30 protein-coding genes and 1 tRNA gene are annotated in these 24,969 nt (G+C 64.9%); 16 read left to right on the forward strand and 15 right to left on the reverse strand.

The window, feature by feature from the left end; all coding sequences use genetic code 11:
• Positions 1-55 precede the first annotated feature (55 nt).
• The 9 genes from OB916_RS05965 (at position 56) to OB916_RS06005 (ending at position 7,861) form a co-directional block, all read left to right on the forward strand.
• Positions 56-598, forward strand: a complete 543-nt coding sequence (locus tag OB916_RS05965) for a hypothetical protein (RefSeq protein ID WP_315908376.1) — start codon at positions 56-58, stop codon at positions 596-598.
• A 61-nt stretch (positions 599-659) separates the two neighbouring features.
• Positions 660-1,133, forward strand: coding sequence for a DUF5812 family protein (locus OB916_RS05970; RefSeq protein ID WP_315908377.1), 474 nt, complete (start codon positions 660-662; stop codon positions 1,131-1,133).
• A gap of 114 nt (positions 1,134-1,247) precedes the next feature.
• On the forward strand, positions 1,248-2,132 hold the full coding sequence (secF, locus tag OB916_RS05975; RefSeq protein ID WP_315908378.1) for a protein translocase subunit SecF: 885 nt from the start codon (positions 1,248-1,250) through the stop codon (positions 2,130-2,132).
• Complete coding sequence (locus tag OB916_RS05980) at positions 2,129-4,030, forward strand: preprotein translocase subunit SecD (RefSeq protein WP_315908379.1); 1,902 nt, start codon at positions 2,129-2,131, stop codon at positions 4,028-4,030. The genes secF and OB916_RS05980 overlap by 4 nt, the downstream gene beginning before the upstream one ends.
• Before the next feature lie 46 nt (positions 4,031-4,076).
• Positions 4,077-4,238: a hypothetical protein gene (locus OB916_RS05985; RefSeq protein WP_315908380.1), complete on the forward strand. Its 162-nt coding sequence runs from the start codon at positions 4,077-4,079 to the stop codon at positions 4,236-4,238.
• Positions 4,239-4,458: 220 nt separating this feature from the next.
• Positions 4,459-5,097 (forward strand): 50S ribosomal protein L1, encoded by a 639-nt coding sequence (locus OB916_RS05990; protein ID WP_315908381.1) that lies wholly within the window; start codon positions 4,459-4,461, stop codon positions 5,095-5,097.
• Position 5,098: 1 nt separating this feature from the next.
• Positions 5,099-6,139: a 50S ribosomal protein L10 gene (locus OB916_RS05995; RefSeq protein ID WP_315908382.1), complete on the forward strand. Its 1,041-nt coding sequence runs from the start codon at positions 5,099-5,101 to the stop codon at positions 6,137-6,139.
• A 15-nt stretch (positions 6,140-6,154) separates the two neighbouring features.
• Positions 6,155-6,487, forward strand: coding sequence for a 50S ribosomal protein P1 (gene rpl12p / locus OB916_RS06000; RefSeq protein WP_315908383.1), 333 nt, complete (start codon positions 6,155-6,157; stop codon positions 6,485-6,487).
• 138 nt (positions 6,488-6,625) lie between these two features.
• Entirely contained in the window at positions 6,626-7,861 is a 1,236-nt protein-coding gene (locus tag OB916_RS06005; RefSeq protein WP_315908384.1) for a tripartite tricarboxylate transporter permease, read from the forward strand.
• Here the strand turns inward: OB916_RS06005 and corA are convergent.
• From corA to OB916_RS06030, 5 genes are all read right to left on the reverse strand, one after another.
• Positions 7,858-8,823, reverse strand: a complete 966-nt coding sequence (corA, locus tag OB916_RS06010) for a magnesium/cobalt transporter CorA (RefSeq protein WP_315908385.1) — start codon at positions 8,821-8,823, stop codon at positions 7,858-7,860. The genes OB916_RS06005 and corA overlap by 4 nt on opposite strands.
• A gap of 46 nt (positions 8,824-8,869) precedes the next feature.
• The gene (gene cysS / locus OB916_RS06015) at positions 8,870-10,354 is read right to left on the reverse strand and encodes a cysteine--tRNA ligase (RefSeq protein WP_315908386.1); all 1,485 of its coding nucleotides are present in this window, start codon (positions 10,352-10,354) and stop codon (positions 8,870-8,872) included.
• Positions 10,355-10,421: 67 nt separating this feature from the next.
• Positions 10,422-10,895: a DUF7523 family protein gene (locus OB916_RS06020; RefSeq protein ID WP_315908387.1), complete on the reverse strand. Its 474-nt coding sequence runs from the start codon at positions 10,893-10,895 to the stop codon at positions 10,422-10,424.
• Positions 10,896-10,939: 44 nt separating this feature from the next.
• Entirely contained in the window at positions 10,940-12,595 is a 1,656-nt protein-coding gene (locus OB916_RS06025) for a histidine kinase N-terminal 7TM domain-containing protein (RefSeq protein ID WP_315908388.1), read from the reverse strand.
• 49 nt (positions 12,596-12,644) lie between these two features.
• Positions 12,645-12,920 carry a hypothetical protein gene (locus OB916_RS06030; protein ID WP_315908389.1) on the reverse strand — a complete coding sequence of 92 codons (276 nt, stop codon included), beginning with the start codon at positions 12,918-12,920 and terminating at the stop codon, positions 12,645-12,647.
• 128 nt (positions 12,921-13,048) lie between these two features.
• On the opposite strand from OB916_RS06030, the gene OB916_RS06035 reads away from it, so the two are divergent.
• Positions 13,049-13,378 carry a carboxymuconolactone decarboxylase family protein gene (locus OB916_RS06035; RefSeq protein ID WP_315908390.1) on the forward strand — a complete coding sequence of 110 codons (330 nt, stop codon included), beginning with the start codon at positions 13,049-13,051 and terminating at the stop codon, positions 13,376-13,378.
• Here the strand turns inward: OB916_RS06035 and OB916_RS06040 are convergent, their stop codons facing one another.
• From OB916_RS06040 to OB916_RS06065, 6 genes are all read right to left on the reverse strand, one after another.
• Positions 13,379-14,281 (reverse strand): glycosyltransferase family 2 protein, encoded by a 903-nt coding sequence (locus OB916_RS06040; RefSeq protein WP_315908391.1) that lies wholly within the window; start codon positions 14,279-14,281, stop codon positions 13,379-13,381. It lies immediately after the preceding gene.
• Positions 14,282-14,395: 114 nt separating this feature from the next.
• Entirely contained in the window at positions 14,396-15,577 is a 1,182-nt protein-coding gene (gene glmU, locus OB916_RS06045; protein ID WP_315908392.1) for a bifunctional sugar-1-phosphate nucleotidylyltransferase/acetyltransferase, read from the reverse strand.
• A 396-nt stretch (positions 15,578-15,973) separates the two neighbouring features.
• A tRNA-Gly gene (locus OB916_RS06050) sits at positions 15,974-16,044 on the reverse strand.
• Between the two features lie 168 nt (positions 16,045-16,212).
• Positions 16,213-16,863, reverse strand: a complete 651-nt coding sequence (locus tag OB916_RS06055) for a class I SAM-dependent methyltransferase (protein ID WP_315908393.1) — start codon at positions 16,861-16,863, stop codon at positions 16,213-16,215.
• A 49-nt stretch (positions 16,864-16,912) separates the two neighbouring features.
• Positions 16,913-17,143, reverse strand: coding sequence for a DUF7123 family protein (locus tag OB916_RS06060; RefSeq protein ID WP_315908394.1), 231 nt, complete (start codon positions 17,141-17,143; stop codon positions 16,913-16,915).
• A complete protein-coding gene (locus OB916_RS06065; protein ID WP_315908395.1) occupies positions 17,143-17,424 on the reverse strand; it encodes a hypothetical protein in 282 nt (93 codons plus the stop codon). Before OB916_RS06065 ends, OB916_RS06060 begins: the two co-directional genes overlap by 1 nt.
• A 99-nt stretch (positions 17,425-17,523) precedes the next feature.
• On the opposite strand from OB916_RS06065, the gene OB916_RS06070 reads away from it, so the two are divergent.
• Complete coding sequence (locus tag OB916_RS06070) at positions 17,524-18,888, forward strand: hypothetical protein (protein ID WP_315908396.1); 1,365 nt, start codon at positions 17,524-17,526, stop codon at positions 18,886-18,888.
• Between the two features lie 238 nt (positions 18,889-19,126).
• Here OB916_RS06070 and OB916_RS06075 read toward each other — a convergent pair whose 3' ends face one another.
• Positions 19,127-19,765, reverse strand: a complete 639-nt coding sequence (locus OB916_RS06075; protein WP_315908397.1) for a DUF5806 family protein — start codon at positions 19,763-19,765, stop codon at positions 19,127-19,129.
• Positions 19,766-19,866: 101 nt separating this feature from the next.
• Here OB916_RS06075 and OB916_RS06080 point away from each other — a divergent pair, with 101 nt between their 5' ends.
• Together OB916_RS06080 and OB916_RS06085 are read left to right on the forward strand one after the other, a co-directional pair.
• Entirely contained in the window at positions 19,867-20,235 is a 369-nt protein-coding gene (locus tag OB916_RS06080) for a universal stress protein (RefSeq protein ID WP_315908398.1), read from the forward strand.
• The gene (locus OB916_RS06085) at positions 20,232-20,762 is read left to right on the forward strand and encodes a GNAT family N-acetyltransferase (RefSeq protein ID WP_315908399.1); all 531 of its coding nucleotides are present in this window, start codon (positions 20,232-20,234) and stop codon (positions 20,760-20,762) included. Before OB916_RS06080 ends, OB916_RS06085 begins: the two co-directional genes overlap by 4 nt.
• Here OB916_RS06085 and OB916_RS06090 read toward each other — a convergent pair.
• On the reverse strand, positions 20,759-21,211 hold the full coding sequence (locus OB916_RS06090; protein WP_315908400.1) for a universal stress protein: 453 nt from the start codon (positions 21,209-21,211) through the stop codon (positions 20,759-20,761). The two genes, OB916_RS06085 and OB916_RS06090, sit on opposite strands and share 4 nt — an antisense overlap.
• Positions 21,212-21,313: 102 nt before the next feature.
• On the opposite strand from OB916_RS06090, the gene OB916_RS06095 reads away from it, so the two are divergent.
• Together OB916_RS06095 and OB916_RS06100 are read left to right on the forward strand one after the other, a co-directional pair.
• A complete protein-coding gene (locus tag OB916_RS06095; protein ID WP_315908401.1) occupies positions 21,314-21,778 on the forward strand; it encodes a universal stress protein in 465 nt (154 codons plus the stop codon).
• A 2-nt stretch (positions 21,779-21,780) separates the two neighbouring features.
• Positions 21,781-22,845 carry a DHH family phosphoesterase gene (locus OB916_RS06100; RefSeq protein WP_315908402.1) on the forward strand — a complete coding sequence of 355 codons (1,065 nt, stop codon included), beginning with the start codon at positions 21,781-21,783 and terminating at the stop codon, positions 22,843-22,845.
• A gap of 152 nt (positions 22,846-22,997) precedes the next feature.
• Here the strand turns inward: OB916_RS06100 and OB916_RS06105 are convergent, their stop codons facing one another.
• Positions 22,998-23,327 (reverse strand): DUF7322 domain-containing protein, encoded by a 330-nt coding sequence (locus tag OB916_RS06105; RefSeq protein WP_315908403.1) that lies wholly within the window; start codon positions 23,325-23,327, stop codon positions 22,998-23,000.
• A 58-nt stretch (positions 23,328-23,385) separates the two neighbouring features.
• Positions 23,386-24,645, reverse strand: coding sequence for an RNA-guided endonuclease InsQ/TnpB family protein (locus tag OB916_RS06110; RefSeq protein WP_315908404.1), 1,260 nt, complete (start codon positions 24,643-24,645; stop codon positions 23,386-23,388).
• Positions 24,646-24,711: 66 nt separating this feature from the next.
• On the opposite strand from OB916_RS06110, the gene OB916_RS06115 reads away from it, so the two are divergent.
• The gene (locus tag OB916_RS06115; RefSeq protein WP_315908498.1) at positions 24,712-24,960 is read left to right on the forward strand and encodes a hypothetical protein; all 249 of its coding nucleotides are present in this window, start codon (positions 24,712-24,714) and stop codon (positions 24,958-24,960) included.
• Positions 24,961-24,969 lie beyond the last annotated feature (9 nt).

A 24,969-nucleotide genomic window follows, 5' to 3' on the forward strand; every position in this document is an offset into this window, starting at 1 on the left:
ATGATTGCACCGATCCCGGCCGTTTAATGTCCCGTCGGACCAACGTCGACTGGTGATGGACGCAGACACCGCCGGATCGGACGGGGACGACCGAACATATCGCGGCGTGTTCGGCGCGTTCCCCTACGCCTTTCGCCGCAGTGACTCGTGGCTGTTCCGTTCGTACGTGCTGGTCGGTGGACTGGCCGCGCTGGTGGTCGCGTCGGCGTTCGTCCTGGCGCTGATCTACCTCATCGGAGGGTCGTTTGGTGCGCGCGCGGGCGTGTTCACGTTTGCCCGGAGCTTCTACGTCGTCGTCGCGCTGTTCGTGCTCGCGCCCGTGATCGCTCCCGTGCTGCTGGTCGCGCGCCGCCACCGCACGGGACGCGGCGACCGACGGTACGACCGCGAGCTGGCCGCCAGCGGCTATCTCTTCTTGCTGTCGCTGTATCTCATGCTCGTCGTTTCCACGCCGGCGGAGTTTCAGGTTTCGGTCGATCAGTACGGCGCGCTCGCGCCCGTGATCCGCACTCTCTACGATCTGCCGCCGCTCTCGGGGCTCGGCGCACCGATCTCGGCGGCTCTCGTCGTCTATCTCGTCCACCGGTGGCGACGATGACCAAACGCTGCCGCGGTGCCAGTCGAAAGGGCCAAACCGGCCGCGTCGTCTACGAGTGGGCATGAACGAGACCGAAGGGACCTTTCTGGTGAGCGAGTCCGACGCGGAGACGGCGATCCTCACGGACGTCGCGACCAGCCAGGTTCACACGCTCGGCGAACAGCCCGATCCGCCGCTCGAACCCGGCGAGGTCATCGTCGGAACGCTGGTCGCAGAGCCGCCGACGACGGCCATCTACGCCATCGAGTCGATCGACGAGCGCCGGACGATCCCCGTCGAGTACAGCGACGAGTCGCCGACCAAACAGGAGCACGACATCGCCGCCGACCAGTCCGTCGGCGAATTGACGCGCCAGCCACGGGCGGGCAAGGGTGAACTGCACGTGCTGACCGTTCCTGACGACCGGACCGAGCAGGCGGCCCGGGACGTGATCGACGACCGACAGACGGTCGCCCGCGCCGCCCGCCTCGGGGTCGACCGCGTCGAGGTCCGTGCCGCGGAGGGCGTGCTGAGCGTTCGGTATCTCCCCGAGTAGCGAGGCACCGAGCAAAGCGAGGGGCCTCGAAAAGTGAGCGGGGAGCGGTAGCGACCCGCGAGTAGGCGCGCGGACTTAGGAAAACTTATTCACGGCCGTCTCACACCCTGGCCTATGGTCGAGTTCGACGTACCGGAGATCGATTACGACCGGTACTCAAACCGCCAGCTTGCGGGACCTCCGCTCGCAGTCCTCGGGTTCTCGCTACTGGTGCTCGTCGTATACTATCTCTTGCACGGGACGCCCGTCCCACTCGGGTTCGATTTCACCGGTGGGACGGAATTGCGAATTGCCACTGATGCCGGTCAGTCGGGGATCCGTGAGGCGTTCGATGCCCCGATCGATTCGATTCGGCCGGTTCAGGGCAGCAACGAGTACATCGTGACGTTCCTGGATCAGGGCTCGTCCAGTGCCGAAGCGATCAAGTCAACGGCGGAGGCGGCTGGATTCGACGTCCAGCGGACCAGCACCCGTTCGGCCGCGTTCGGGACGACCAACCAGCAGAACGCCCTGCTCGGGCTGGCGCTCGCGTTCGCCGGCATGAGCGTGTTCGTGTTCGCTCTCTTCCGGACGTTCGTGCCCTCGATCGCGGTCGTCATCTCTGCGTTTTCGGACATCGTGATCCCGCTCGCGATCATGGATTTACTGGCGCTGACTGGACTGTTCGACATCAACCTCTCGCTGGGGACAGTCGCTGCCTTGCTGATGTTGATCGGGTATTCGGTCGACTCCGACATCCTGCTCAACAATCACATTTTGCGGCGGCGCGGCAGCTTCTACGAGTCGACGTACAACGCGATGCAGACCGGTGTGACGATGACGCTCACATCGATCGCGGCGATGATCGTGATGACGCTCGTCTCGTCGATCCTCTCGATCCCGCTGTTGCCCGACATCGGACTCATCCTCGTGTTCGGGCTGACGGCTGACCTGATGAATACGTACATGCTGAACCTCAGTCTCCTCCGATGGTACAAGTTCGAGGGGGTGGCCCGATGATCTCCCTCCGCGAGAACTGGCGGATCGTGATGCTCGTGGTCTTCCTGCTGGCCAGCGCGCTCGTGCTGGTCGGGCCTGTCGGCCAGAGCGATCCCGGCACGCAGACGGAATTCGTCGAATTGACAGGTGACGACAAACAGCTCACGCTCGAACAGAGCACGATCACGCTCGACAATACGACCGTCGAGACGACCAACGAGTCGACGGACACGATCGTCGCGTCCGACGCCGACATCGAGGTCGAAGGCGAGGTGGCCGAGCGCACGAACTCATCGGCACGGGTCATCAACGGCTCGCTGACGATCACCGGCGGGACGGTCGTCACCCCCGAGAACACGACGGACATCACGGCGACCGAGCGATCGATCGCTATCGGCGGCGAGACCACCCTCCACGCGGAGAATTCGAACGTGACGCTCGCGCTCGAACGCCGGGCTGACGCCGGACTGACGAACCTCCAGTACGGGTTCGATCTCTCCGGCGGGACGCGCATCCGGGCGCCGCTTGCTGGCATGCACGCGACCGATCTGGACTTCGACCAGAACCAGTCGGCCGAACTCAACAGACAACTCGCCGAACAACTCGGCGTCGAACCGATCGACGTCCGCGTTCGAAGCGGGACGATCGAGGTCTTCAGCCAAGACGTCACCAGGGAGGAGTTCGCGAGCGCGCTTCAGGCGTCTGGCTTCGACGCAACTGAAGACGACATCAACGACGGTGTCACGGCCGCGACCCGGGAGAACGTGGTCGAGATCCTGCAGAGCAAGATCGACCGGACCGGGCTGGCCGGCGGTACGGTGACAACTGTCGGCGACGGGTTCGTCGTCGTCGAGGTGCCCAACGCCGAGATTGACGAGGTCCGGGACATCGTGACCGATCGTGGCGTCGTCCGCATCGTCGCCGAAGTCCGCGAGCCAGGGGCCAATTCGACGACGAACACCACGGTCATCACCGGTGACGACATCGCCAGTACGGGACAGATCGGCCAGCGAACCAGCCCCAGCGGCGAGGTAACTGGCTGGGAAGCGCCCGTCACGCTCACCGAGGAGGGAGCCCAGCAGTTCCAGCAGCAGATGCAAGAGCTCGGGTTCACAAGCGCCACCGGAATCGGGAACTGTGATCGAACCGGCGGCCCCGGTTCGGAACGGCAGGGCAGTTACTGTCTGTTGACGACGCTGGACGGCGAACTGGTCCGGTCGAACGGCATGGGCGAGGACCTCGGTACCGAGTTAGGTGCCAACGAGAACTGGCCTACCGAGGACCCCACGTTCACCATCGGTGCCTCGAGCGCCGCGCAGGCCGAGGAGATCAAGATCAGCCTCGAGGTCGGGTCGCTGCCGACGAACCTCGACCTCTCCGAGGACGCGGAGAACGACGTCTCCTACATCCAGCCCAGCCTCGCCGAGGAGTTCAAGTCGCTGTCGCTGATTACCGGCCTGCTCGCCTGGTTCGCCGTCGCCGGGATGGTCTTCCTCCGGTACAACAAGGTCCGGGTCGCGATCCCGATGATCTTCACCGCGATCGCGGAGGTGTTCATCCTGCTCGGGTTCGCGGCCGTCTCCGGGCTCGCGCTGGACCTGTCGCACATCGCCGGCCTGATCGCGGTGATCGGGACCGGGGTCGACGACCTGATCATCATCGCCGACGAGATCCTCCAGCAGGGCGAGGTTGCCACGGGACGGGTCTTCCAGAACCGCTTCCGGAAGGCCTTCTGGGTCATCGGCGCTGCAGCCGTGACGACCATCATCGCGATGAGCCCACTGACCTTCCTGTCGGTCGGTGACCTGTTCGGGTTCGCCATCGTCACCATCGTCGGCGTGCTCATTGGCGTGCTCATCACCCGTCCGGCCTACGGTGACATCCTGCGCAACCTCGTGCTGAGCGAGGATCAACGATAGGCGGTCGAGGGCTACCGTTTTCTTCCGTCGGCTCGTACACGCGTCTATGAGCGAGGAGTTCTATTGTGATACCTGCGAGCGATCGGTCGCACGCGAGGACGCCATCCGGACGGAGACGATGGCCGATCTCGACCCCGACAAGTGGCAGGTGCTGTGCTGTCCGAACTGCGGCAACCGCCTGAAAACTGTCTTCGTCGGCGACGAGTGATAGCGCTGCCCTGCGCGGGGTCGTCCGCTCGTCCATTCGGATCCGCTCGCCACTCACGGGTCGCTACCGCTCCCCGTTCGTGCATTCGGAGGCGCTCACATTCGTTCGCGCCTCCCGTTCGACGGCTTTAAGTTTCGCATCGGCCTCTGACCGTACGAGACAGGCATCCGCCTGTTTCACTGACCCGTAGAAGCCATCTGGCGCACTACGGAGGTGAACAATGGCAGATCAGGAAATAGAGAACGCAGTCTCTCGCGCACTCGAGGAGGCACCTGACCGGAATTTCCGGGAAACGGTGGACCTCGCGATTAACTTGCGCGATCTTGACCTCAACGATCCGTCGAACCGTGTAGACGAAGGTGTCGTCCTGCCGGAGGGGACCGGCCAGGAAACGACAATTGTCGTCTTTGCCGAGGGAGAAACCGCTATGCTGGCAGAAGACGTCGCCGATGACGTCCTCGATGGCAACGACCTCGAAGACCTGGGCGACGACGATGACCGGGCCAAGGATCTCGCCGAGGACACCGACTTCTTCATCGCGGAAGCGTCCATGATGCAGGACATCGGTCGATACCTCGGGACGATTCTCGGGCCGCGCGGGAAGATGCCCGAACCGCTCCAGCCGGACGACGATGTCGTCGAAACCGTCAACCGCATGAAGAACACGGTCCAGCTTCGCAGCGGCGAGCGGCGGACCTTCCACACCCGCGTGGGTGCCGAAGACATGTCCGCCGAGGAGATCGCCGACAACATCGACGTCATCCTGCGCCGTCTCCACGCCAACCTCGAGAAGGGGCCGCTGAACGTGGATTCGGTGTTCGTGAAGACGACGATGGGGCCGGCCGTGGAGGTGGCCTAACATGAGCGCCGAATCCCAGCGCAAGACCGAACACATTCCCGAGTGGAAGCGCGAGGAGATCGACGATCTCGTCGCCACGCTCGAGTCCTACGACAGCGTCGGCATCGTCGACCTGACCGGCATTCCGAGCCAGCAACTGCAGGACATGCGCCGTGACCTGTACGGCACGGCCGAACTGCGCGTCAGCCGCAACACGCTGCTGGTCCGCGCCCTGGAAGAGGTCGACGAAGGCTTTGAGCAACTGACCGAGTACATCTCGGGCCACGTCGGGCTCATTGGCACGAACGACAACCCCTTCGGGCTGTACAGGCAACTGGAAGCCTCCAAGACTTCTGCCCCGATCAACGCGGGCGAGGTCGCGCCCAACGACATCGTCATCCCTGAAGGTGACACGGGCGTCGACCCGGGGCCGTTCGTCGGTGAACTCCAGTCGATCGGTGCGAACGCACGCATCCAGGAGGGCTCCATCCAGGTTGTGGAGGACAGCAAGGTCCTCGACGCCGGGGAGGAAGTCTCCGCGGACATGGCCAACGTCCTCTCCGAACTCGGTATCGAGCCCAAGGAAGTCGGACTGGACCTGCGTGCCGTCTTCTCGGATGGCGTGCTCTTCGAACCCGAAGACCTCGCGCTCGACGCCGACGAGTACCGCTCGGACGTCGAGACGGCCGCCGCGCGCGCCCGGAACCTGGCGATCAACGCCTCGTTCCCGACCGCACAGACCCTGCCGGCACAGCTCGGCAAGGCCAGCGGCGAGGCCAAGAACCTCGCGATCCACGCCTCTATCGAGAACGAGGACGTCATGCCGGACCTCCTCAGCAAGGCCGACGGCCAGGTCCGGGCGCTTGCCGCCCAGATCGACGATCAAGAGGCGCTTCCCGAGGAACTGCGTGACCTCGAACAGCCGGAAACCGAATCGAGCGACGAACAGACCGACGACGAATCCGAGGACGCCGACGCCGAAGAAGAAGCCGACGACGCCGACGAGGAAGACGAAGACGACGACGGCGGCGACGCAGGCGCAGCACTCGGTGACATGTTCTAACACAAGGTGACAACAATGGAATACGTATACGCAGCACTCATCCTGAACGAATCGGGCGAAGAGATCAACGAAGAGAACCTCACGGACGTCCTTGAGGCCGCGGGCGTCGACGTCGAAGAGTCCCGCGTCAAGGCACTCATCGCCGCGCTCGAGGACGTCGACATCGACGAGGCCGTCGAGCAGGCCGCTGCCGTCCCCGCGACGGGCGGCGCCACGACGACCGACGAGGCCGAGCCCGCCGACGAAGGCGGCGACGAAGCCGACGAGGAAGAGGCCGCCGACGAAGACGAGGAAGACGACGAGGACGAAGAGGCCAGCGGCGAAGGTCTCGGCGAACTCTTCGGCTAACTGTCGCGAACCACCGTTCGTTTCTTTCGACGCCGACCGCGTAGCGGCGCGACTGTCGAGCGTTGCGTTTTCATACGATCGTCCGGCTGTCGAACCCGACCGCGGGTTTATCAGCGAACCCGAAGGAAGCGTGGCCCGATGGAGGCTGCCGGAGTCAGATTCGTGGTCGATCCGGGAGCGACCGCGCTGGTACTCGTCTACGTCGGGAGCGGGATCTGCCTCGGGACGGTCAGCGGGCTCACGCCCGGGTTGCACGCCAACACGTTCGCGCTGTTGCTCGCGTCGCTGGCGTCTGCGGTTCCGGGGCCACCGCAGTACGTCGCGGCCGCGATGCTCTCGGCGGGGATCGTCCACACGTTTCTGGACATCGTGCCGTCGCTGGCGCTGGGCGTGCCCGATCCGGCGATGGCCGCGAGCGCCCTCCCGGGCCACGAACTCGTCCTCGCCGGACGGGGCCGCGAGGCGCTGCGACTCTCGGCGCTGGGCAGCGCCCTGGCCGTGCTCGCGACGGTTCCGCTGGCGATCCCGCTCACGAGGGCGATGCGCGCCGGGATGCCGTGGCTCGACGCCCACATGTCGATCGTGCTCACGGCCGTCGTCGCCGTGCTGATCATGTCCGAGCCGGATCGCCCGGCACGGCTCGGCGCGGCCCTCGCTTTCGCAGCGAGTGCGGCACTCGGGTTCGCGACCCTGGATATGCCTGTCGGCGGCGTCGTCCCCGTCGGGAACACGCTCCCCCCGCTATTTGCCGGCCTGTTCGGCGCGCCGATCCTGCTGGACTCGATCGGCGGCGCGGGCGTCCCGCCTCAGGACGAGCCGGTCGCGTTGACGACTCGCTGGCTGGTCGTCGGCCTGGCCGGAATGGGTGCGCTGGCAGGCGCTGTCGTCGGCTTCTTACCGGGCGTCTCCAGTGCGATCGCGGCGACGATGGTCCTGCTCGCAGTGCCGCGAACCCGTGGTGCCCGCGGGTTCGTCGTCGCGACCAGTGGCGTCAACACGGCGACGGCGATCTTCGCGCTCGTGGCGTTCGTCACCTTCGGCTCGACCCGTACGGGCGTCGTCGTCGCCGTCGAGTCGGTCAACGCTCCGCAGTCGCTGGCGCTGTGGCTGCTCGCGATCGCCGTTGCGTCGCTGGTCGGATTCGTGCTCGTGATCGTCGTCGGTGATCGCTATCTCCGGATCGTTGGCCGACTCGACAACACGCGACTGTCGATCGGCGTCCTCGGCCTGCTGGTCGCGTTGCTCTGGCTGCTGAGCGGTCTCGTGGGCGTGGGGGTCTTCTTCGCCGCGACGCTGGTCGGCCTGCTCCCGCCGCGCGTCGGCGCCCGGCGCGTCTCGCTAATGGGGGTGTTGCTCGGGCCGCTGATCCTCTAGATGTACCCTCGATCGCGGAAGAACACGAGCATCCCGACGGCGATAGCGGCCATCACTGCTAGTACAGCCGGATATCCCCACTGCCAGGTCAACTCGGGCATCCATTCGAAGTTCATACCGTAGACCCCGGCGACGAACGTCAGCGGGATGAAGACCGTTGCGACGACCGTCAGGACCTTCATGACCTCGTTGGTCGATTGAGAAACGCTATTGAGGTAGATGTCCCGCGCACCGCTGACCAGATCGCGGTAGGTCTCGGTCAGATCGACCAGTTGAACGAGGTGGTCGTGGACGCTACGGAAGTACTTCTCGGTGGATTCGTCGACCAGTCGGGGGTCACCCCGGGCGAGCGTACCGACTGCCTCGCGGGCGGGCCAGAGCAGTTTTCGAAAGGAGAGCAACTCCCGACGGACACCGTTGATCTCGTCGAGCACGTCCAGTTGCGTCGATGCGATTACGTCGTCCTCGATCGATTCGATCTTGGTTTCGATGCCGTCGAGCACGTCGAAGTACTGGTCGACGAGCACGTCGACGATCCGGTAGGCGGTGAAGTCTGCGCCGCGTTCGAGCAGTCGCTCGTCGCCGGACTCGACCGCAGCACGGACGCGACCGATCTCCGGTGCCGTTCCAGGCGTCATCGAGACGACCCAGTCGCTACCGAAGAACACCCCCACCGGAGCGGTATCGATCTCCTCCTCGAAGCTCGTCTCGCCGCGGGTAAGACGGGCGGTCTTCAGCAGGACAAACACGAATCCCGGGAACTCCTCGACTTTCGCGCGGACGTTGCTGGTCACATCCTCGATTGCCAGCGGGTGCAGATCGAACGCCTCGCGGATTCGGTCGCGCTCCTCGCCAGTCATCTCCGTCGCATGGATCCAGGTCGTGCCCGTCGCGGCCCTGGCTGTCCTGAGGTCGTCGTAGGACTCGACGGTGCCGCTCTGATAGACGAGCGCGTCGATCATGCTCGCAGGTCGCCGCCGAGCGAAAAAAGTCTGTGGGAGCGCGCTATCACTCGATCCGCGCGACAGGCCCGTCGTCGGTGTCCTGGACCTCGACGCCCAGCGCCTCCAGTTCGTCCCGGAGCTCGTCGGCTCGCTCGTAGTTGCCGGTCGCCCGTTCCTGCTCGCGGATCGAAAGCACGAGATCGATCACGTCCTCGGCGAGTTCGACATCGCCGCCGTCGGCCCCACCCAGCGACAGGCCGAAGACGCCACCGGCGAATTCCTCGAGGGTCTCGATCGCCCGCCGGAGCCCGCGGTAGTCGTACTCGTCGGAGTCGTCGAGATGGGCGTTGACCGCCCCGACGAGATCGAGGAGCCCGGCCATCGCTCCACGGGTGTTGAAGTCGTCGTTCATCGCGGCCTCGAACTCCTCGCGGGCCGTCTCGACCGCCGCGCGCAGGTCGGCGTCCTCGACTTTGGTCCGGGCGTCGACGCTATCGCAGGCCTCGACGGCACGCTCGTAGCCGCGTTCGAGGCGCTCGAATCGATCCTGTGCTTCCGAGATCGTCCCCTCGCTGTAGGTCGCCCGGCTGTGATAGGCTGTCGACAGCAGGAAGGTCCGGACCACGTCGACGCCGTACTCTTCGATGGCTTCCTCGACGGTCGCGAAGTTGCCCAGCGAGGAGGACATCTTCTCGTCGCTGGTCTCCAGCAGGCCGACGTGTAGCCAGTAGTTGGCGAAGGTCTGGCCGGTCGCGGCCTCGCTCTGGGCGATCTCGTTCTCGTGGTGGGGAAAGACCAGGTCCTGCCCGCCGACGTGGATGTCCAGTGTCTCGTCAAGATGGGTCATGCTCATCACCGAGCACTCGATGTGCCAGCCAGGACGGCCCTCACCCCACGGGGAGTCCCAGGTCTCCGCGGTCTCGCAGGCCTCTTCTGCGGGCGCAGCCTCGGGATGCTGGTGCTCGGTGATCTCCTCGGGCTCGACGCCGTCGGCCTTCCAGAGGGCGAAGTCCGTGGGGTTGCGCTTCTCGGCCTGTTCGTCCTCGTCGCCCTGGGCCTGCAACTCATCGAGGTCCTGGTTCGAGAGCTTGCCGTACTCGTCGAAGGCGGTCACGTCGAAGTAGACTGACCCGTTCGATTCGTAGGCGTAGCCCTTCTCGATCAAGGTTTCGACGAGATCGATGATCTCCGGGACGTGCTCGGAGACGCGCGGGTAGACCTCCGCCCGCCGGAGGTTGAGCTCCCGCATCGCACGGATGACTTCGCCGATATAGTGCTCGGCGACCTCGGATTCGCTCGATCCGTCCTCGCCGACCCGGGCGACGATCTTCTCGTTGACGTCGGTGAAGTTCTCGACGTGATGGACCGTATAGCCCAGCCAGGAGAGCCACCGATCCATCACGTCGACGTGGACCCACCCGCGGGCGTGACCCAGATGCGGCGGGTCCGAGACCGTCAGCCCGCAGTAGTACAACCGGACGGCGTCGGGATCCTCGGGTACGAACTCCTCGCGCTCGCCGGTCAGCGTGTTCGTCACGCGCAGCGTCATTGCCCGTCACTACGCGAGCCAGCGTTTCAATCCGTCGGAGTCCGCTCCCTCCCGTCGCTCCCTCCCGTCAGGTCTCGACGTGGCGTTCGAGCAACCGGACGACGTCCGGCCCGTCCCGGCGGCCGACGACGAGCACGAGCGCGTCCGCACTGACTGCGGCGGCTTCGACTGGAATCTCGGACGCCGCACACTGGCCCAGCACAGTCCGGAGGAGATCGGGGCCGGCGTCGCCGGTCGCGACGACGGCCGTCGCGTCGCCGCCGTCGGCTGCGAGTGCCGTCTCGCCCACCACGAGCAGTGGGTCCTCGCCGTCCTCGACGGGGCCGACGCCGCTGTACATCGTCACGCGGAGTTCGCACGCGGCGTCTTCGCGTTCGGGCAGCTCCTCGGCATAGCGTCGCAGTGCCGCGGCGACGGCCTCGGTCTCGCCGACATCCAGAAACCGGGCGGCTGCAGAGTAATTGACGATCCCTGCACGCAACCCCTCGTAGACGAACGGGTGGTCCCGGACCGCCTGCCGGGTATCCGCAGCGAGTGACATACCGGCGTCTCGGGCCGTCCGGTCAAAATACCCGCCGGTTCCCGTTACCGATCGCGCTCCCGCAAGAGCGTCACCGTCACTGTCGCCCCCGTCTCGTCGCTCTCGAACTTGACGCGGCCACCGACGCGTTCGATCGCCCACGTGACCAGCCACAGCCCCACGCCGCTCGCGTGCTCCATCGGCGTCTCGGCACCCGCCTCCAGCACTTCGAGTTCCTGATCGGGGATTCCCGGCCCGTCGTCGCGGATTTCGAGGCGGGCGTCGTCCCCGGCGGTCGTGAGCTCGATCCGAACTGTCGGGTCCGGCCGATTCGCGTGTTCGAGCGCGTTCTCGAGCAGTTCCTGAATCGCGATCTCGACCGAGGGGTCGCCGACGATCCGACACGTTTCGGGTGCATCGAGCGTGATCGTCGCCCGTGCATATTCCTCGCGGAACGACTCGACGAGCGACGTCAGGATCGAGGGGAGATCGAGCGACTGCGTCGGCTGGTCTTCGATAGAACGCGACAGCGCACTGATCTTCTCGCTGCGCCCGATCACTTCGTCGGCGGTATCGACGATCGTTTCCGCGTGGTCGCGGTGGTCCGGACTCTCTAGGCGTGCGGCGAGCAACTCGGCGTTCCCGCGAACGACGTTCATTTCGTTGCGGAGATTGTGTCGATAGAGACGGTTCATCACGTCGAGTCGTTGCTCGCGCCGGGTGCGTTTTGTGACGTCTCTGAGGCTGATGATCCGGCCAGTGACGGTCCCATACGCCCGGTCCAGCCGCGAGATGCGAACGTCGTAATAACAGCGCCTGCCGTCTCGCTCGAGCGTGATCTCGTCGCTTCCGTCGACGGTGGCAAGCACCGGGTCGAAAACTGCCAGTTCCGTGCCGATGGCGGCCTCCGCCGAGACGTCCAGCAGCGACTCTGCGGCAGGATTGAGATCGACGACTCGCTGCTCGGCGTCGGCGATGATGACCGGATCGTCGAGTTCGTCGATCAGCTTCTCCCGACCCAGTTCGCGCGTCGCCGGCGCGACGTCGAGCAGGTGCTCGTACAGGATCGCCCCTGCGAGGACGGTCCCGGAGAGGACGAACGCGATCCCGGTCGGATCGACTCTGCCGGGCGTATATCCGAAGATGTACAGCGCGTTGATAATCATCGGTGCGGCGATCGCAACCAGCAGCGCGGTGCTCTGATCTCGAAAGACGCCATCGGTCCGCCACAGCATACTGACCAGCAGTGCTGCCCCGATCACGATCAGCCCGTAGGCGTACACCTGGTGGCCCCAGAACGCCAGCCCCGCTGTCCCATCGAACACGTAATACCGACCGGCGACGACCACACGGCTCGATTTCCAGACGGTGTGATGGGCGTCGTTCGTCCAGATGAGCACCGAGAAGACGGCTGGCTCGATGACCAGCACGAACAGTCGCGGCCCCGAGAGCCAGTGCTCGCGGCCCGTGTACTCGAGGACGAGTGCGAGCCACGCGAGCGGCACCAGCGTCGCAATCGAGAGCTTCAGCGACGTCCAGAGGCGTGGCGCGTCCGACGCGACGCTCAGAGCATCGGTCAACGACCAGAGACTCGCTGCGAGCAGAAAGAGTGCGAGCGGTGCTGCACCCGGTGTCTCTCGGTGAAGCCAGGCGAACAGCGCAAGTCCCGATCCGGTGACAGCGGCGAGCAATACCAGCGGCAGGTACAGCGACGAGAGCATCTCGATGGCTGTGACGTTGCACGGGCGGTGGTAAATCGTTTCGCCGATATCACCGACGCGCGGCCAGGGCGGTCCAGACGCCGAGCACGCCCAGCCCCAGCGCCGGAATCAGTGGCACGACCAGGAACGTCTCCCGCCAGGGAAGGCCGACGGCCGCGACCGCCTCGCGTGCCGAGGAAAGCAGGATCAGCGCCCAGGGAACGACCAGAAACGAAACCACGAGCGCACCGACAAGTACCCAGCCCCGCCACCCGAACTCCCGTTCCGATTCGGCCGAGGACGCTGTCGACCGGTGGACGTATTCGTCGTCGCTCTCGTCGCTCATCGTACCCGCACGTCGAGTTACGGGTGCAAAACGGTGACGGTAAGCCGCCTCCCGACCACGACACCCACCTCCGATCGTGTGGCCACACCACGGTAAACTACAACACGGTCGGGTACGAACGACGTGACATGGTAGACGAACCTGCGTCCCTCGACGACCTGCCGGACGTCCCGAACGAACTCGCGAGCGAACACCCCGAGGTCTGGGAGCGCTACAGCGACCTCGGGCGCGCCTGTGCGGAGGCCGGCCCGATCGACGGGGAGACGAAGCGGCTCGTCAAACTCGCGCTGGCAGTCGGTGCGGGGTCGGAAGGGGCCGTCCACTCGCACGTCAGGCGTGGACTGGAGGAAGACGTCGATCCCGAGGCGCTGCAGCACGTCGCGACGCTGTCGATCCCGACGCTCGGGTTCCCGACAGCGATGGCCGCCCGGAGCTGGATCGACGACGAACTCGAGTGATCAACGCCAGTCGTATACCGAGACTGCGCGCTCTGCTTGCTTGCTCGCGCCGTGTGGATTGCGTGCGATCGACCGGTCGCGCGCCCGCGCGGACAGCCCGTCTTTGAGTCCCACAGCTGCCCCCGAAAGCACGTCGCGGCCAGTCGCGAGCCACTTCGATGGCCCGCTCTTGCGGCGGACTACGTCACCGAGTGCGTCGACGGCGTCCTTGCCGGCGTGTCCGAACAGTCGCCGGAACACCGTCGGGTGGGTCCCGTAGTTTTTCGTCAGTCGGTAGGCGAGCGATCGGTACTTCCAGCCCCAGTCACGCTGTGGCTCGCCGCCGTCGGCCCCGTAGGTCCGCTCGACGGCCATCGACTGGGCCCACTCGACGCTGAACTCGCTGTCGGCAAGCCGGTGTGCCAGATCGCGAGAGCCGCCGACCTCGAGGTACTCGTCGTACCCGTCGAACGCGTCGAGGACGGCCCGATCGAACGCCACGTTCCCGCTGTTGAAATAGGTGACTTCCCGGCCTGCGACAGTCCGGATTTCGACAGTCTCCGTCGCAGCACCGGCGCGTCGCGGACGGCGGGTCGGGCCAGTGACGACGTCGGCGTCCGCTAGCCCTGTCCGGACCGCCTCAGCCCATGCCTCGTCGACGGCGAGCCCGTGATCCACGAGCGCGACGACGCTGCCGCTCGCGTGACCGATCCCGGCGTTGCGTGCCGTCGCGACCGACCGATCCGGTATCTCGACGAGCACGTCGACGTCGTCGCGCTCGCGGACCATCCCGGTCGTCCCGTCGGCCGACGGGCCGTTGACGACGACGACCTCGGCCGCTGGAACCGAACTCGCGAGGGCATCGAGCGTGCCCGCGAGGCGGTCCCGGCCGTTGAGCGTCGGGACGACTACCGAGAGTTCCATATCCTATATAGCCCACCCAGCGATTAAAAACGTCGCGAAACACTACCCAACGCCTGTGGAATGTTCTCACGGAAAACGTTCTCTCTCCACGCAAACGCTCCCTCCTCCGTGCTTCTATCGATCGCGTGTCACGGATTCGCCGGGTGTCGTCCGCGCCCCCTCCGAGAGGACCACGCCAGCGTTCAGGCTCGTGTTGATAGCCGTCTTCACGCCGTCGCCGACGACGACACCGAACTTCCGGCGCCCCGTCGAGACGCGCTCGCCTTTGACCGTCACTCGGACGTCTTCGCCGTCGTGACGGAGGTTCGCGACCTTCGTCCCCGCGCCGAAGTTCACCTGCCGACCGAGGACGCTATCCCCGACGTAGGAGAGGTGCGGGACGCTGGTCTCGGCCATGATCACGCTGTTCTTTATCTCGACGCTCTGGCCCACGTGCGTCCCCTCACCGAGGAGCGTCGCACCCCGAATGTAGGCGTTTGGCCCCACCTCCGCGCCGGAACGGATCAGTGCCGGTCCCTCGATCACGACGCCCGACTCGACGGTCGCGCCGTCCTCGACGACGACGGAGCCCCGGAGGTCGCCCTCGTCGCTCACGTCGCCGTCGAGTCGTCGCTCGAGACCGGCGAGCTTCCACTCGTTGGCTTCGAGCAGTTCCCAGGGCCGGCCGACGTCGAGCCAGCGATCGAGTTCGACGGGCGTGACGTCGAACGCCTCGATCACGCGGGCGACGACGTCGGTAATCTCGTATTCGCCGCGCTCGCTCTCGGGGACGTCGAGCCACTCGCGGGCCTTCGCGGGAAAGACGTACGCGCCGGTGTTGGCCCGGTCGGTCGGCGGGTCGTCCGGCTTTTCGACGATCCCGGTGACCCGTCCGTCCTCGACGGAGATCACGCCGTAGTTCGACGGGTCGGCGACGCGGACGGTGGCCAGTGCCGGCCCGGACGAGAGTAGCGTCTCGATGCTCTCCGGGTCGTAGAGATTGTCGCCGTTCAGCACTGCGAACGGCCCGTCGAGGTATTCGCTGGCGGCCCGAACGGCGTCGGCAGTCCCCTGTTGTGACTGCTGGACCGCGAACGTGACCGGAACGCCGCGATATTGCTCGCCGAAGTATGACCGGACTGCCTCGGCCTCGTACCCGACGACAATCACGAGCTCGCTCGCGCCGGCGTCGACGGCCGCGTCGACCGTGTGTGCGACCAGCGGCCGGTCTGCAACCGGCAGCATCGGCTTCGGACGCGACTCTGTTAGCGGTCGCATGCGGGTGCCCTGTCCCGCCGCGAGGATGACGACTTGCATGCTCGCAGCGTCCGAGCGCGGCCGGATAAGTCCCTCGGGATCGCAGCCGACCGGGAGTGACGGAGCCGGACGTGAATACTTGCACGTCAGTAACGCGCAGGTAACTCCGTAAAATATCGGTTTCCTTATCTATTTGCGTAAGGGATAGAAAGTAATGTGTGGTGGTAACATGAAGCGTAGATCTTTCGTCAAGACGACGGGCATTGTCGGGCTCGCCGCAGATATGCGCCGGAAGACTCACGCAGTTCGTCTTCCGAGCCTTCACTCACTTCCTTCGTGAGGACGCCGGCCGGGATTTGAACCGGAGCCAGACGTGCTCACTTCGTTGCGTGCGACTGGCAGGATTCAAATCTCGGTTCCGCACACAGAACTCTCACGTTCGTTCGAGTTCAGAAGTGCGCCGGCCGGGATTTGAACCCGGGCCATGAGCTTGGAAGGCTCAGGTCCTACCACTAGACCACCGGCGCTCGCTCCTTTCATCCGCTCGCGCCGTGCATCGACGGACTCTGTCCGTCTCAACACCGGCGCGCTTGTCACTGCGTTCCTCGCGCCCTCCGAGTCGGGCGCTGACGTTCGCATTCGCCAGTAGCGGATGGGTCACTAAGGGTGTTTCCTTTCGGACTCGCCCGGTCGCCCTACGCTTGACTCTGGACCTCGGCGTAGCAGTTCCCGCTGGAGACGCGGACGCTCTCGACCTGCAACTGGCTCGCCTCCAGATCGGCCTCGAACTCCGCCGGCGCGTAGATGTGATAGAACCGCGGGACGACGCTCCCGTCCGGGAGCGTCCAGTCGATCGTCGTGTCGAAACCGGTCTCGGCGTCCGGGTCAGCGTCGAACCGATCGTGCGCCGTGCTCCAGACGCTGACCAGCCCTCGTCCGTCCGCCCCGAGCACCCGCGCCAACTCGTCCAGGCTCTCTCGCCGGTGCTCGCGACTCGGGAGGTGATGCAGCGTCGCGACGTACACTGCCAGCCCGACGCTGTCGGCGCGCAACGGCAGCCGCGCGGCGTCGCCCTGGACGAGCCGCATTCCCGGATCGTCGATGCGATCCCGGGCGGCCCCTAGCAGGTTCCGGCTGGCGTCGAGTGCGACGACGCGGTCCGCCCGCTCGGCGAGGACGGCTACGTGTCGACCGTTGCCACATCCCAGATCGAGTCCGACGGCGACCGGGTCCTCCTCCTCGACGAACGTCTCGACCTCCGGCCAGGGATACGCTCGCGTCTTCGAGAAGTGATCCGCAATCTCCTCGTAGGTCTCGCGAACGTCGCGGGCGTCGGTGTCGTCCATACCTGACACTCGCCGACAGGCCGTATCGACGTTTCGGATGCGCTCGTGGTTACCGTTTCTGCTCTATCCGCCAGGTCGTCGCGTTCGTGTACGACCACCTCTCGACGACCAGTCCCGAGGAGGACTCCGCGAGGCGACCGAGGACGCTACCGATCTCTTTCGCCGAGAGATCGAGCTCTTCCGCGAGGAACTTGCTTTTGACGTAGATCGGCTCCTCACCGATGCGCTGACGGAGGTGGGTTTCGACGCGCTGTCGTTTGTTTGCCGTTGCCTGTGACATCAACGGTCTCCCTCCCTTGCAGTCTCAGACGTGACCAACGCGAGCACGCCGGCGTCGATCCGCGGCTGATGACGGTGTCCGACGAGCAGACACGCAACGTTCGCGCCGATCAACGCGCCGATCACGATCACCGGGCCGTCGAGCGCGAGCGCGACGAGATACCCCAGGGGCAGGAGGATCGACCCCCAGAACGCGGCGGCTTCGACCACAGCGACGACCCGGCCGAAAGCGAGGGCAGGGAGGTGGCCGAGCCGTTCGATAGCGGGTTCGGGGCGGGACATACGCGTAGCCACGTGCGAGATCTGCCAAAAAGCACCGGAAGCTCAAAGAGACGTTTGACCAGCGAAATCCCTTTCTCTCCCGCCCGTGACCCATGCAGTATGGGGCTGCTCGACGCGATCAAGTCGGTACTCGGAGCGCGCGAGACGTCCGAATCGGAATCGTCGACAGCCGACGACACGCCGCAGGCGTCGGACACACCCGCTGGCACCGCTAGCGACGCTGAACCCGACACCGAGGCGTCTTCCGGTGCCGAGACAGACGTGGCCGAGTCGACCGCGGCTGGATCCCAGTCCCCGGAGACGAGCGGGGCCGATCTGACGGAACCCGACTCGTCTCCGGATAGCTCAGGCTCCGGGTCGGCTGAGATGGCTGCCAGTGGCACGAGTGATGCGGCCGCCGAGGATGCGAGTGACAGGGAATCCGGGTTCGATCATCTGACGACCGAGCCGGTCGAGGATGGGCCGGACATGGCGGACGACGCTGCCGAGTTGATTACCGAAGCCGAAATGGACGACACCGACGCGGGCGAGGACGACATTCAGGGTACCGGGACGATCCCGGAAGACGACCCCCGCGTCGAGTTCGTCGACGCGGCGACCGAACTGGTGGAGTTCTGGGGCGAGTACGAGCTGGATTTCTCGCTCTCGTCGCTCGCCCGCCTGGACGACCTCGTCGCGGAGCAGTGGGACGCCGACCGCTTCGAGGACGTCGAATTCGGGGACGACAGCTACGACGCGAAGGTGTACACCGAGACGGCAACCCAGCTCGGCAGCTATTTCGGCGAGGTGCTGGTCCGCCAGCACGACAGCACCTGGCAGCGAGAGACCAGCACCGGCTGGACGGTCAGCGTCCCCTCCGGACCCGACAGCGAGGCCGCCGGAGCGACGGTGTCGGTCTTTCAGGTCGCCGAGGACTGTCTGACCGGCGAATCGACGTTCACGGGTATGCACGACGCTCTGGCCGACCGGCTCAACCTCTCGGGCCGGGCCGGCGACGGCGACACACCCGTCGATCTCGACCGGGCGGACATCGAGACCGTCGCGTCTGACGCCGAGATCGAGGACGCCGCCGAGCGCCTGCGGAACGGGGCCGAAGACCTCGCCGAGCGCTGGCCCGACTACGATCTGGACTTCTCCGTCGACTCTCTGGAGCGGCTGGATCGCCTGCTCGAAGCGGAGCTCGATCGCGATCGGTTCGAGAACGTCGAACTGGGAGACGAATCCGACCGGGAGTCGATGTTACTGACCGCCCACGTCGTCGGCGTCGCCGGCTATCTCGCCGAGGTGTTACGACGCCAGCGCGACGCCGACTGGGCCGAGCAGGGACGGATGGTGCTGATCGTCGCACACAACGACTCCCGGACCCGGATCGACCCGATCGAAGTTGCGATCGCTGCCGTCCGCGGGAGCGGCTCGCTCGCCGCTTCCGTGCCGGATGTCAGTCACGACGATGGACTCGTCTGAGCGGCGGCGACGACCGTCTCACGTTTTCCCGCTCCACTCGGCAGTGGACGACGTCTCACTCTCCCGCTCCTGTCGGCAGGAGACTAGGTGTTCGGCCACGAGGGCCTCACTGGCTCGCGGGTCACGTTCGTTTCCCCGCTTGCTCGAACCGAGGACTCACTTCGCTCGTCCTCGCTGGCCTAGTCTCCCGCTCCTGTCGGCAGGAGACTAGGTGTTCGGCCACGAGGGCCTCACTGGCCTACTCTCCTGCCTCGAACTCGTGCCCACATTCCGGACACGTCACCTCGTCGTGGCGCAACGCCGTCGAGTGCTCGCGGACGTCACGCATGACACTCGAGATCCGGTCTTCGGCCTCGAGTTCGTCTTCGACGGCCAGGTCGACGCCCTCGACCTCCAGCAGGAACTTCGCGACCTCGGTCGCCTCGTACATGACGTCGTCCAGCTCCTCGGCAGTGAAGAAGTCACACATCGCCCCGTAGAGGAAGGTCGCGCCGGCCTTGCGGACCTTCTCCTCGAACGAAGCGCGGGCCTGATTGACCGCCTGCGGCGAGTAGGTGTCCGTCATAAAGGGAACCAGCTCGGGCAAGTTCTCTCCGATTTTCGTCATCTCGACGCCGGTCTCGGTCCGGAAGTCGGCACAGAGTCGGGCGATCGCCCACTCGCGGGCCGTGATGTAGGTCCGATCGCGCAGGAAATCGTTCGCGCGCTCGTAGGTCGACCCGTCGATCTTCTTGAACCGATCGTACTTCTGGACGTCTTCGGGAACGTCGTCTCCAGCCGACGACGCGTCTGTTTCGACTGGCGACGCGTCTATCCCGGCCGTCGAGTCGGCGTCGTCCGGGACGTCGTCTTCGTCCCCGGCAGGCGTGTCTGTCATAGACGACAGTGTGGTCGCCCCCGCGAAAAAGCGTGTCGCCGTCCGTATCGTGGCTCCGACGATCCCCGGTGCTTAACCTCCCGGCCCTCGTGGGTGGCCGTATGAACGTGCTGCTGGGCCACGACGGCAGCGAAGGATCCTGGGACGCCTTCCACCAGACGCTCGAGCGGGCGGCGGTCGCCGGCGACGACGTGACGATCGCGATATACGACGACACAGCGGTCGACGCGACACCGGAAGAGATCGAACAGCAGGTCGAATCGGAACTCGACGCGTACGAGGTCGACGTCGAGATTCGCCACATCGACGGCCACGTCGGCGGGATGCTCGTCGAGATGGTCGACAGCGAGAACTTCGACCGACTGGTGATCTCCGGCGGGAAGCGGAGTACGCTCGGCAAGATCCGACTCGGGAGCGTCGCCGAGTTCGTCGTCCTCAATTCCGAAACTCCGGTGACTCTCGTTCGATGACTGTCAATCGAACCTACCCCGACGAACCGGCCGGTACGTTCCCGCGGCCCTCGCGGACGATCACCGACAAAGAGGGTCGGGAGATCCAGATCCGGGCCACCGAACCCGACGATCGAGATGCGCTCGTCGAGATGTACACGGCGTTCGACCCGTCCGACCGTGCCCAGGGGATCCCGCCGGTCAAAGAGTACGCCATCGACAACTGGCTCGATACAGTGCTGGCCGAGGACTGTCTGAACGTCATCGCCTGGGACGGCGAGGAGGCCGTCGGACACTCGATGCTCGTGCCGGACAACGCTGACGCCTACGAACTGGCGATCTTCGTCCTCCACACGTACCAGGGGGCGGGGATCGGAACCGAACTCCTCAAGACGCTCTTGGGGCACGTACAGGAGCACGACATCGAGACGGTCTGGCTGACCGTCGAGCGGTGGAACGAGCCGGCGATCGAACTGTACAAGAAGGTCGGTTTCGAGGTCTGCGGGGCCGAGAGCTTCGAGATCGAGATGTCGATCCGGTTGCGTTAGACCGAGAGCACGGGCTGACTCGCATACGAGAGGACGTACTGGGCGACTTTTCCGAGCATCGCACCCGGGGCGTCACTGATGCTCTCGCGCGGAACGACGATCAGGTCGGCGTCGATCTCCTCTGCCGCGTCCAGAACGACGTTCACGGGGTGCTGGCTGAGACGCTCCGCGGAGAAGCCGGCGACGGTCGACTGGGTCGCTTCGATCTTTCCCTCGGGGCTTTTCGTCATCTCGTGGACTGCAGCCATGAATGCTCGGTGTTCGTTAGCCACGGCGTCGGCGTCGATCTCGTCTCGCTGGATGGCGCGCGCGACGGAGTCGTCGATGATGTGCAGGATGTGGATGCTCGCCTCGTAGCGCCGGGCGACAGCGACGGCGTATTCGACGGCGCGTTCCGCCTCGTCGGTCCCGTCGACGGGCACGAGTACGGTATCGATTTCGACGGCCATTGGTAGCGTATCCGTCGGGTGATGGCAAAAAGCCACCGAGGTACGAAGTCGCTTGCGAGCGTCTCCATCCCATTTATACTGTGACCGCCAGTACGTAGACGTATGTTCGAGACAGTCGTGCTCGCGACTGACGGGTCGGAGAGTGCTTCCCGAGCTGTCACGCTCGCGTTCGACTTCGCCGAGCGGTTCGACGCGACGATCCACGCGCTGTACGTCATCGACGAGACGGAAGTCGAAACGTCGCCGGAACGCGTCCGTGGTGAACTCCACGCTGCGCTCGAGGAACGAGGGGAGGAGGCCCTTTCCGAGATCGCGTCCCGGACCGGCGACGTGACGACGGCCGTCCGGGAGGGCGATCCAGCGAAGGAGATCTGTGCCTACGCCGAAGACGTGAACGCCGGTCTCATCGTGACGGGCACGCGCGGCCGTCACGGCGAGCACGCGTTTCTGCTCGGTAGCGTCGCCGAGGCAGTCGTCCGCCGTTCGCCCGTCCCGGTGTTGACAGCGCGGCAACTCGATCCGGATGAGGAGCGAGACGTCCCGGTTCCCGGCGGGATGGGGTCCTGAGTATGGACGCCGAACTCATCGACGACGAGTCGCTCTCGCTGGAGCGCAAATCGGTCCTCCCCGGAGAGGGATTCTTCCGGCCGGACGATCTCACGCGGACCGAACAAGAACAGGAGGTCGAGGACGCGCTCGAAGGAACCGAACGAGTCGTCATCGCTGATCCTGATGCCGACGGGCTGGCCTGTGTCGCGCTCGTCCGTGCGGCCCGCGGCAGCGCTGCGCTCGTGCCCGCAAGCCCACACGAACTCCGGCGACGACTCGCATGGACGGCGGAGTATCTCGATGCCGGGGCCGAAGTGTTTGTCTGTGACCTCTGTCCGGACCAGCCCGCCGACGTCGAGCCACTCGAGACGCTGGCCGAACAGGCAGGCGAGATCCGCTGGTTCGACCACCACCAGTGGGACGAAGACCTCGCGGAGATCGTCAGGGCCGCCGGCGTCGAACTGGTCGTCGGCGAGTCTGACGAGGAGTGCTCGGCTGACGTCGCGTTACGCGAACTCGATCACGAATTCGAGCAGTCGCTAGTCGAACTGGTCGAGGTCACGCGCGATCACGACCTCTGGATCCGTGAGGATCCCAGAAGCGACGATCTGGCGGACTTCTCACACTGGAGCGAACCCGAGGCGTACCTCGACGTCGTCGTCGAACACGGTGCCGACCTGCCGCCCGATGTCGAGGATTTCCTGGAGGAGAAACGCGTCGAGAAAGAGGCACTCATCGAGAAGGCGATCGAGCGCGCCCAGCTACGGGAAATCGGTCCCTGGACCGTCGGCGTGACCTACGGTCGCTGTTCGCAAAACGAGGTCGCAGAGGCCCTGCGAGAGCGGGGGGCTGACGCCGCCGTAATCGTCAAGCCCGCAGGGAGCGCGAGCCTGCGCGGGACGGAGTCGTTCGAGCGGTGTCACGAGGTCGCCGAACAGGTCAACGGCGGCGGCCACCCGCGCGCGGCGGGCTGTAAACCCGACGTGTACGACGACATGCTCGATTATGCACACCACTGGACGACGCAGGGCGCGGTGGCGAAACGGGCGATAATCGATGCGTTCTGGCGGATTGCAGAGGAGTAGCATCCGCGAGCGAAGCGAGCGGTCTTTTTCCCAAGTTTTTGTCGTGAGTGGTACCCGCAGGGCCGACGGCCCGAGGATACCCGAACGGGAAAAAGCTGTGGGGAAACGGGCGATCATCGACGCGTTCCGGTGGATCGCCGAGGAGGACTAGATCAATCGGACTGAAACTGCCTGACGCGGTAGTAGACGTACCCGCCGAGGATCAGGCCGGCCAGGGTGAGCTGCGCCCCGAGCGCCCACTGCTTTTGGAAGACGATGAACATGATCCCGAGACTGGCAGCCATGAGTGCGACGTTCGCGAGAGCGGCGAGCCACCAGAACAGTCCGCGGACCTCCGGATCGACCGCGTCGCTCTCTGGTGGATCAGGTGCACTGGGCACCTCGGGCCCGAGTGAATCCGTGTCGAACCCGCCGGGCCCGAGCGAGTCCGGGTCGAACTCGTCGGGTTCGTGTGGTGACTTCTCGTCGGACCCGTCGAGCATACCTCGTGGTTCGTGAAGGGGGCCGAAAAACGTTCCGTGGTGGATCAGCGGGCGTGAACTACCCCTGCCTACTCGCCGCCGTTGGCGACTCCTTGAGGCAGGGGCTTCCTGCTTCCACGACGCGCTTTGCAGGAACGACCGCAGTTCCCGTAGGGAGCGCAGTCTCCACAGGCGTTAATTCGGAGTGAGCCACTCCTATGTCGGTGAGTCCGCGAGAAAGAACGTTCCACGCCGCGTTTGCGTCTCTGTCCGCCTCGAACCGACAGGCCGGACAGGAGTGCTCACGCACCCACAGCGGCTTGTCTGTTTTGACGCCACATGACGCACATTCCTTGGTCGTGTCTTCTGGGTCAACCGCCACGAAGTGCGTGCCTTCGCGCTTACACTTGTATTCGAGTAGATCGGTGAAGGTGTCCCACGCCGCAGACGCGGTGTTGCGGCTGTTGCCCGGCGATTCCAGTATCCCTTTCACGTCGAGGTCTTCGACCGCCACCAGGTTGTACTCCCGAGCGTAGTAGTTCGAGAGTTTGTGGAGGAAGTCACGCCGCTTGCGCTTGATTTGCTGGTGGCATTCTGCAACACGCCGACGTTGCTTCTCCCAGTTGTTCGACCCATGCTCTTTGCGCGAGAGCTTCCGTTGCTCTCGTTCAAGCCTGTCGCGTTCGTCCGCGAGGTCGAGTGAACCAACTGCTGTGCCGTCTGTATCGTGGGCATACTTCAGAATGCCCACGTCGATGCCGACCATCTCATCGGCGTCAATCTCCGCCAGCGACGGTTTGGACGGTTCCTCCTTGTCGTCGACGGCGAAAGAGGCGTACCACTCACCAGTCGGTTCTTTCTTGAGCGTGACTTCTTTGATAGTTTCACCATCTGGGATGTCTCGGTGGCACTCAATGGGGATATCCGCGAGTTTCGAGAGTGAGAGCACAGTCTGGCCGTTCTTCTTGTCGAACTCGAAGCCAGACTGGACGTAGGTGAAACTGCGGAAGTCTCTGGGTGCCTTCCAGTTGAGACTGCCGACGTTGTAGCCCTTCTCTTTCAGTTCAGAGAGGGCTTTGATACTGTCCTCGATCCGCATGACTGCGGCCTGTGCAACCGTTGAGTACAGGTCGTTCAACTCGTCCCACCAGTCTTTGAGGTCGGTGAGTTGATCGCGGACTTGTCGCACCCGTTGATTGAGCGTTCCATCGGACTCTGGAATCTTATTAAACTCCCTGAGAGCGTGGTTGTAGAGTTGCCTACAGGTATCTCTATGGTAATCCAACAGCTCACGCTGTTTGGCGGTTGGCTTGAGCCGGAACCTGTAGGCGTGGTGCATCAGTGATCACTCACGTTGTTCGATAAGTTCATCCAGTTTCTCTTGAACGAATGAGGAGAGGTTCAAGTGGTTCTCCTCGACCCACTCGGCTTGATCTTCACGGATTGTGATGTTCTTCCGTTCCACGGTGTGTACTATGCGCGTTATGTGTGTAAGTGTATCGGAACGGTGGGCCTGTGGGCCAGCAACAGGAAGGTGCAAAAAGACGAAGACGGCGTGGACGAATCGCGCCGCGATTCGTTCGCCCACCAGAAATCGAAGATTTCTGGGGACGCTGTATCCCCGCCCTACTCGCTCCCGTTGGTCGCTCCTTGAGGACGGGGG

This window comes from Halapricum hydrolyticum (genome assembly GCF_025517535.1).
Lineage (GTDB): Archaea > Halobacteriota > Halobacteria > Halobacteriales > Haloarculaceae > Halapricum > Halapricum hydrolyticum.

Coding starts and splice junctions, on each gene's coding strand:
- OB916_RS06075 (WP_315908397.1), bottom strand. CDS start 19,765: ATGACAGACACGCCTGCCGGGGACGAAGACGACGTCCCGGACGACGCC.
- OB916_RS06100 (WP_315908402.1), top strand. CDS start 21,781: ATGGACGCCGAACTCATCGACGACGAGTCGCTCTCGCTGGAGCGCAAA.
- OB916_RS06005 (WP_315908384.1), top strand. CDS start 6,626: ATGGAGGCTGCCGGAGTCAGATTCGTGGTCGATCCGGGAGCGACCGCG.
- OB916_RS06020 (WP_315908387.1), bottom strand. CDS start 10,895: ATGTCACTCGCTGCGGATACCCGGCAGGCGGTCCGGGACCACCCGTTC.
- OB916_RS05970 (WP_315908377.1), top strand. CDS start 660: ATGAACGAGACCGAAGGGACCTTTCTGGTGAGCGAGTCCGACGCGGAG.
- secF (WP_315908378.1), top strand. CDS start 1,248: ATGGTCGAGTTCGACGTACCGGAGATCGATTACGACCGGTACTCAAAC.
- OB916_RS06035 (WP_315908390.1), top strand. CDS start 13,049: ATGGTAGACGAACCTGCGTCCCTCGACGACCTGCCGGACGTCCCGAAC.
- OB916_RS05980 (WP_315908379.1), top strand. CDS start 2,129: ATGATCTCCCTCCGCGAGAACTGGCGGATCGTGATGCTCGTGGTCTTC.
- OB916_RS05965 (WP_315908376.1), top strand. CDS start 56: ATGGACGCAGACACCGCCGGATCGGACGGGGACGACCGAACATATCGC.
- OB916_RS06095 (WP_315908401.1), top strand. CDS start 21,314: ATGTTCGAGACAGTCGTGCTCGCGACTGACGGGTCGGAGAGTGCTTCC.
- OB916_RS05995 (WP_315908382.1), top strand. CDS start 5,099: ATGAGCGCCGAATCCCAGCGCAAGACCGAACACATTCCCGAGTGGAAG.
- OB916_RS06110 (WP_315908404.1), bottom strand. CDS start 24,645: ATGCACCACGCCTACAGGTTCCGGCTCAAGCCAACCGCCAAACAGCGT.
- OB916_RS06065 (WP_315908395.1), bottom strand. CDS start 17,424: ATGTCCCGCCCCGAACCCGCTATCGAACGGCTCGGCCACCTCCCTGCC.
- OB916_RS06055 (WP_315908393.1), bottom strand. CDS start 16,863: ATGGACGACACCGACGCCCGCGACGTTCGCGAGACCTACGAGGAGATT.
- OB916_RS06085 (WP_315908399.1), top strand. CDS start 20,232: ATGACTGTCAATCGAACCTACCCCGACGAACCGGCCGGTACGTTCCCG.
- OB916_RS05990 (WP_315908381.1), top strand. CDS start 4,459: ATGGCAGATCAGGAAATAGAGAACGCAGTCTCTCGCGCACTCGAGGAG.
- OB916_RS06070 (WP_315908396.1), top strand. CDS start 17,524: ATGGGGCTGCTCGACGCGATCAAGTCGGTACTCGGAGCGCGCGAGACG.
- OB916_RS06105 (WP_315908403.1), bottom strand. CDS start 23,327: ATGCTCGACGGGTCCGACGAGAAGTCACCACACGAACCCGACGAGTTC.
- cysS (WP_315908386.1), bottom strand. CDS start 10,354: ATGACGCTGCGCGTGACGAACACGCTGACCGGCGAGCGCGAGGAGTTC.
- rpl12p (WP_315908383.1), top strand. CDS start 6,155: ATGGAATACGTATACGCAGCACTCATCCTGAACGAATCGGGCGAAGAG.
- OB916_RS06090 (WP_315908400.1), bottom strand. CDS start 21,211: ATGGCCGTCGAAATCGATACCGTACTCGTGCCCGTCGACGGGACCGAC.
- glmU (WP_315908392.1), bottom strand. CDS start 15,577: ATGCAAGTCGTCATCCTCGCGGCGGGACAGGGCACCCGCATGCGACCG.
- OB916_RS06030 (WP_315908389.1), bottom strand. CDS start 12,920: ATGAGCGACGAGAGCGACGACGAATACGTCCACCGGTCGACAGCGTCC.
- OB916_RS06080 (WP_315908398.1), top strand. CDS start 19,867: ATGAACGTGCTGCTGGGCCACGACGGCAGCGAAGGATCCTGGGACGCC.
- OB916_RS06040 (WP_315908391.1), bottom strand. CDS start 14,281: ATGGAACTCTCGGTAGTCGTCCCGACGCTCAACGGCCGGGACCGCCTC.
- OB916_RS06060 (WP_315908394.1), bottom strand. CDS start 17,143: ATGTCACAGGCAACGGCAAACAAACGACAGCGCGTCGAAACCCACCTC.
- OB916_RS05985 (WP_315908380.1), top strand. CDS start 4,077: ATGAGCGAGGAGTTCTATTGTGATACCTGCGAGCGATCGGTCGCACGC.
- corA (WP_315908385.1), bottom strand. CDS start 8,823: ATGATCGACGCGCTCGTCTATCAGAGCGGCACCGTCGAGTCCTACGAC.
- OB916_RS06025 (WP_315908388.1), bottom strand. CDS start 12,595: ATGCTCTCGTCGCTGTACCTGCCGCTGGTATTGCTCGCCGCTGTCACC.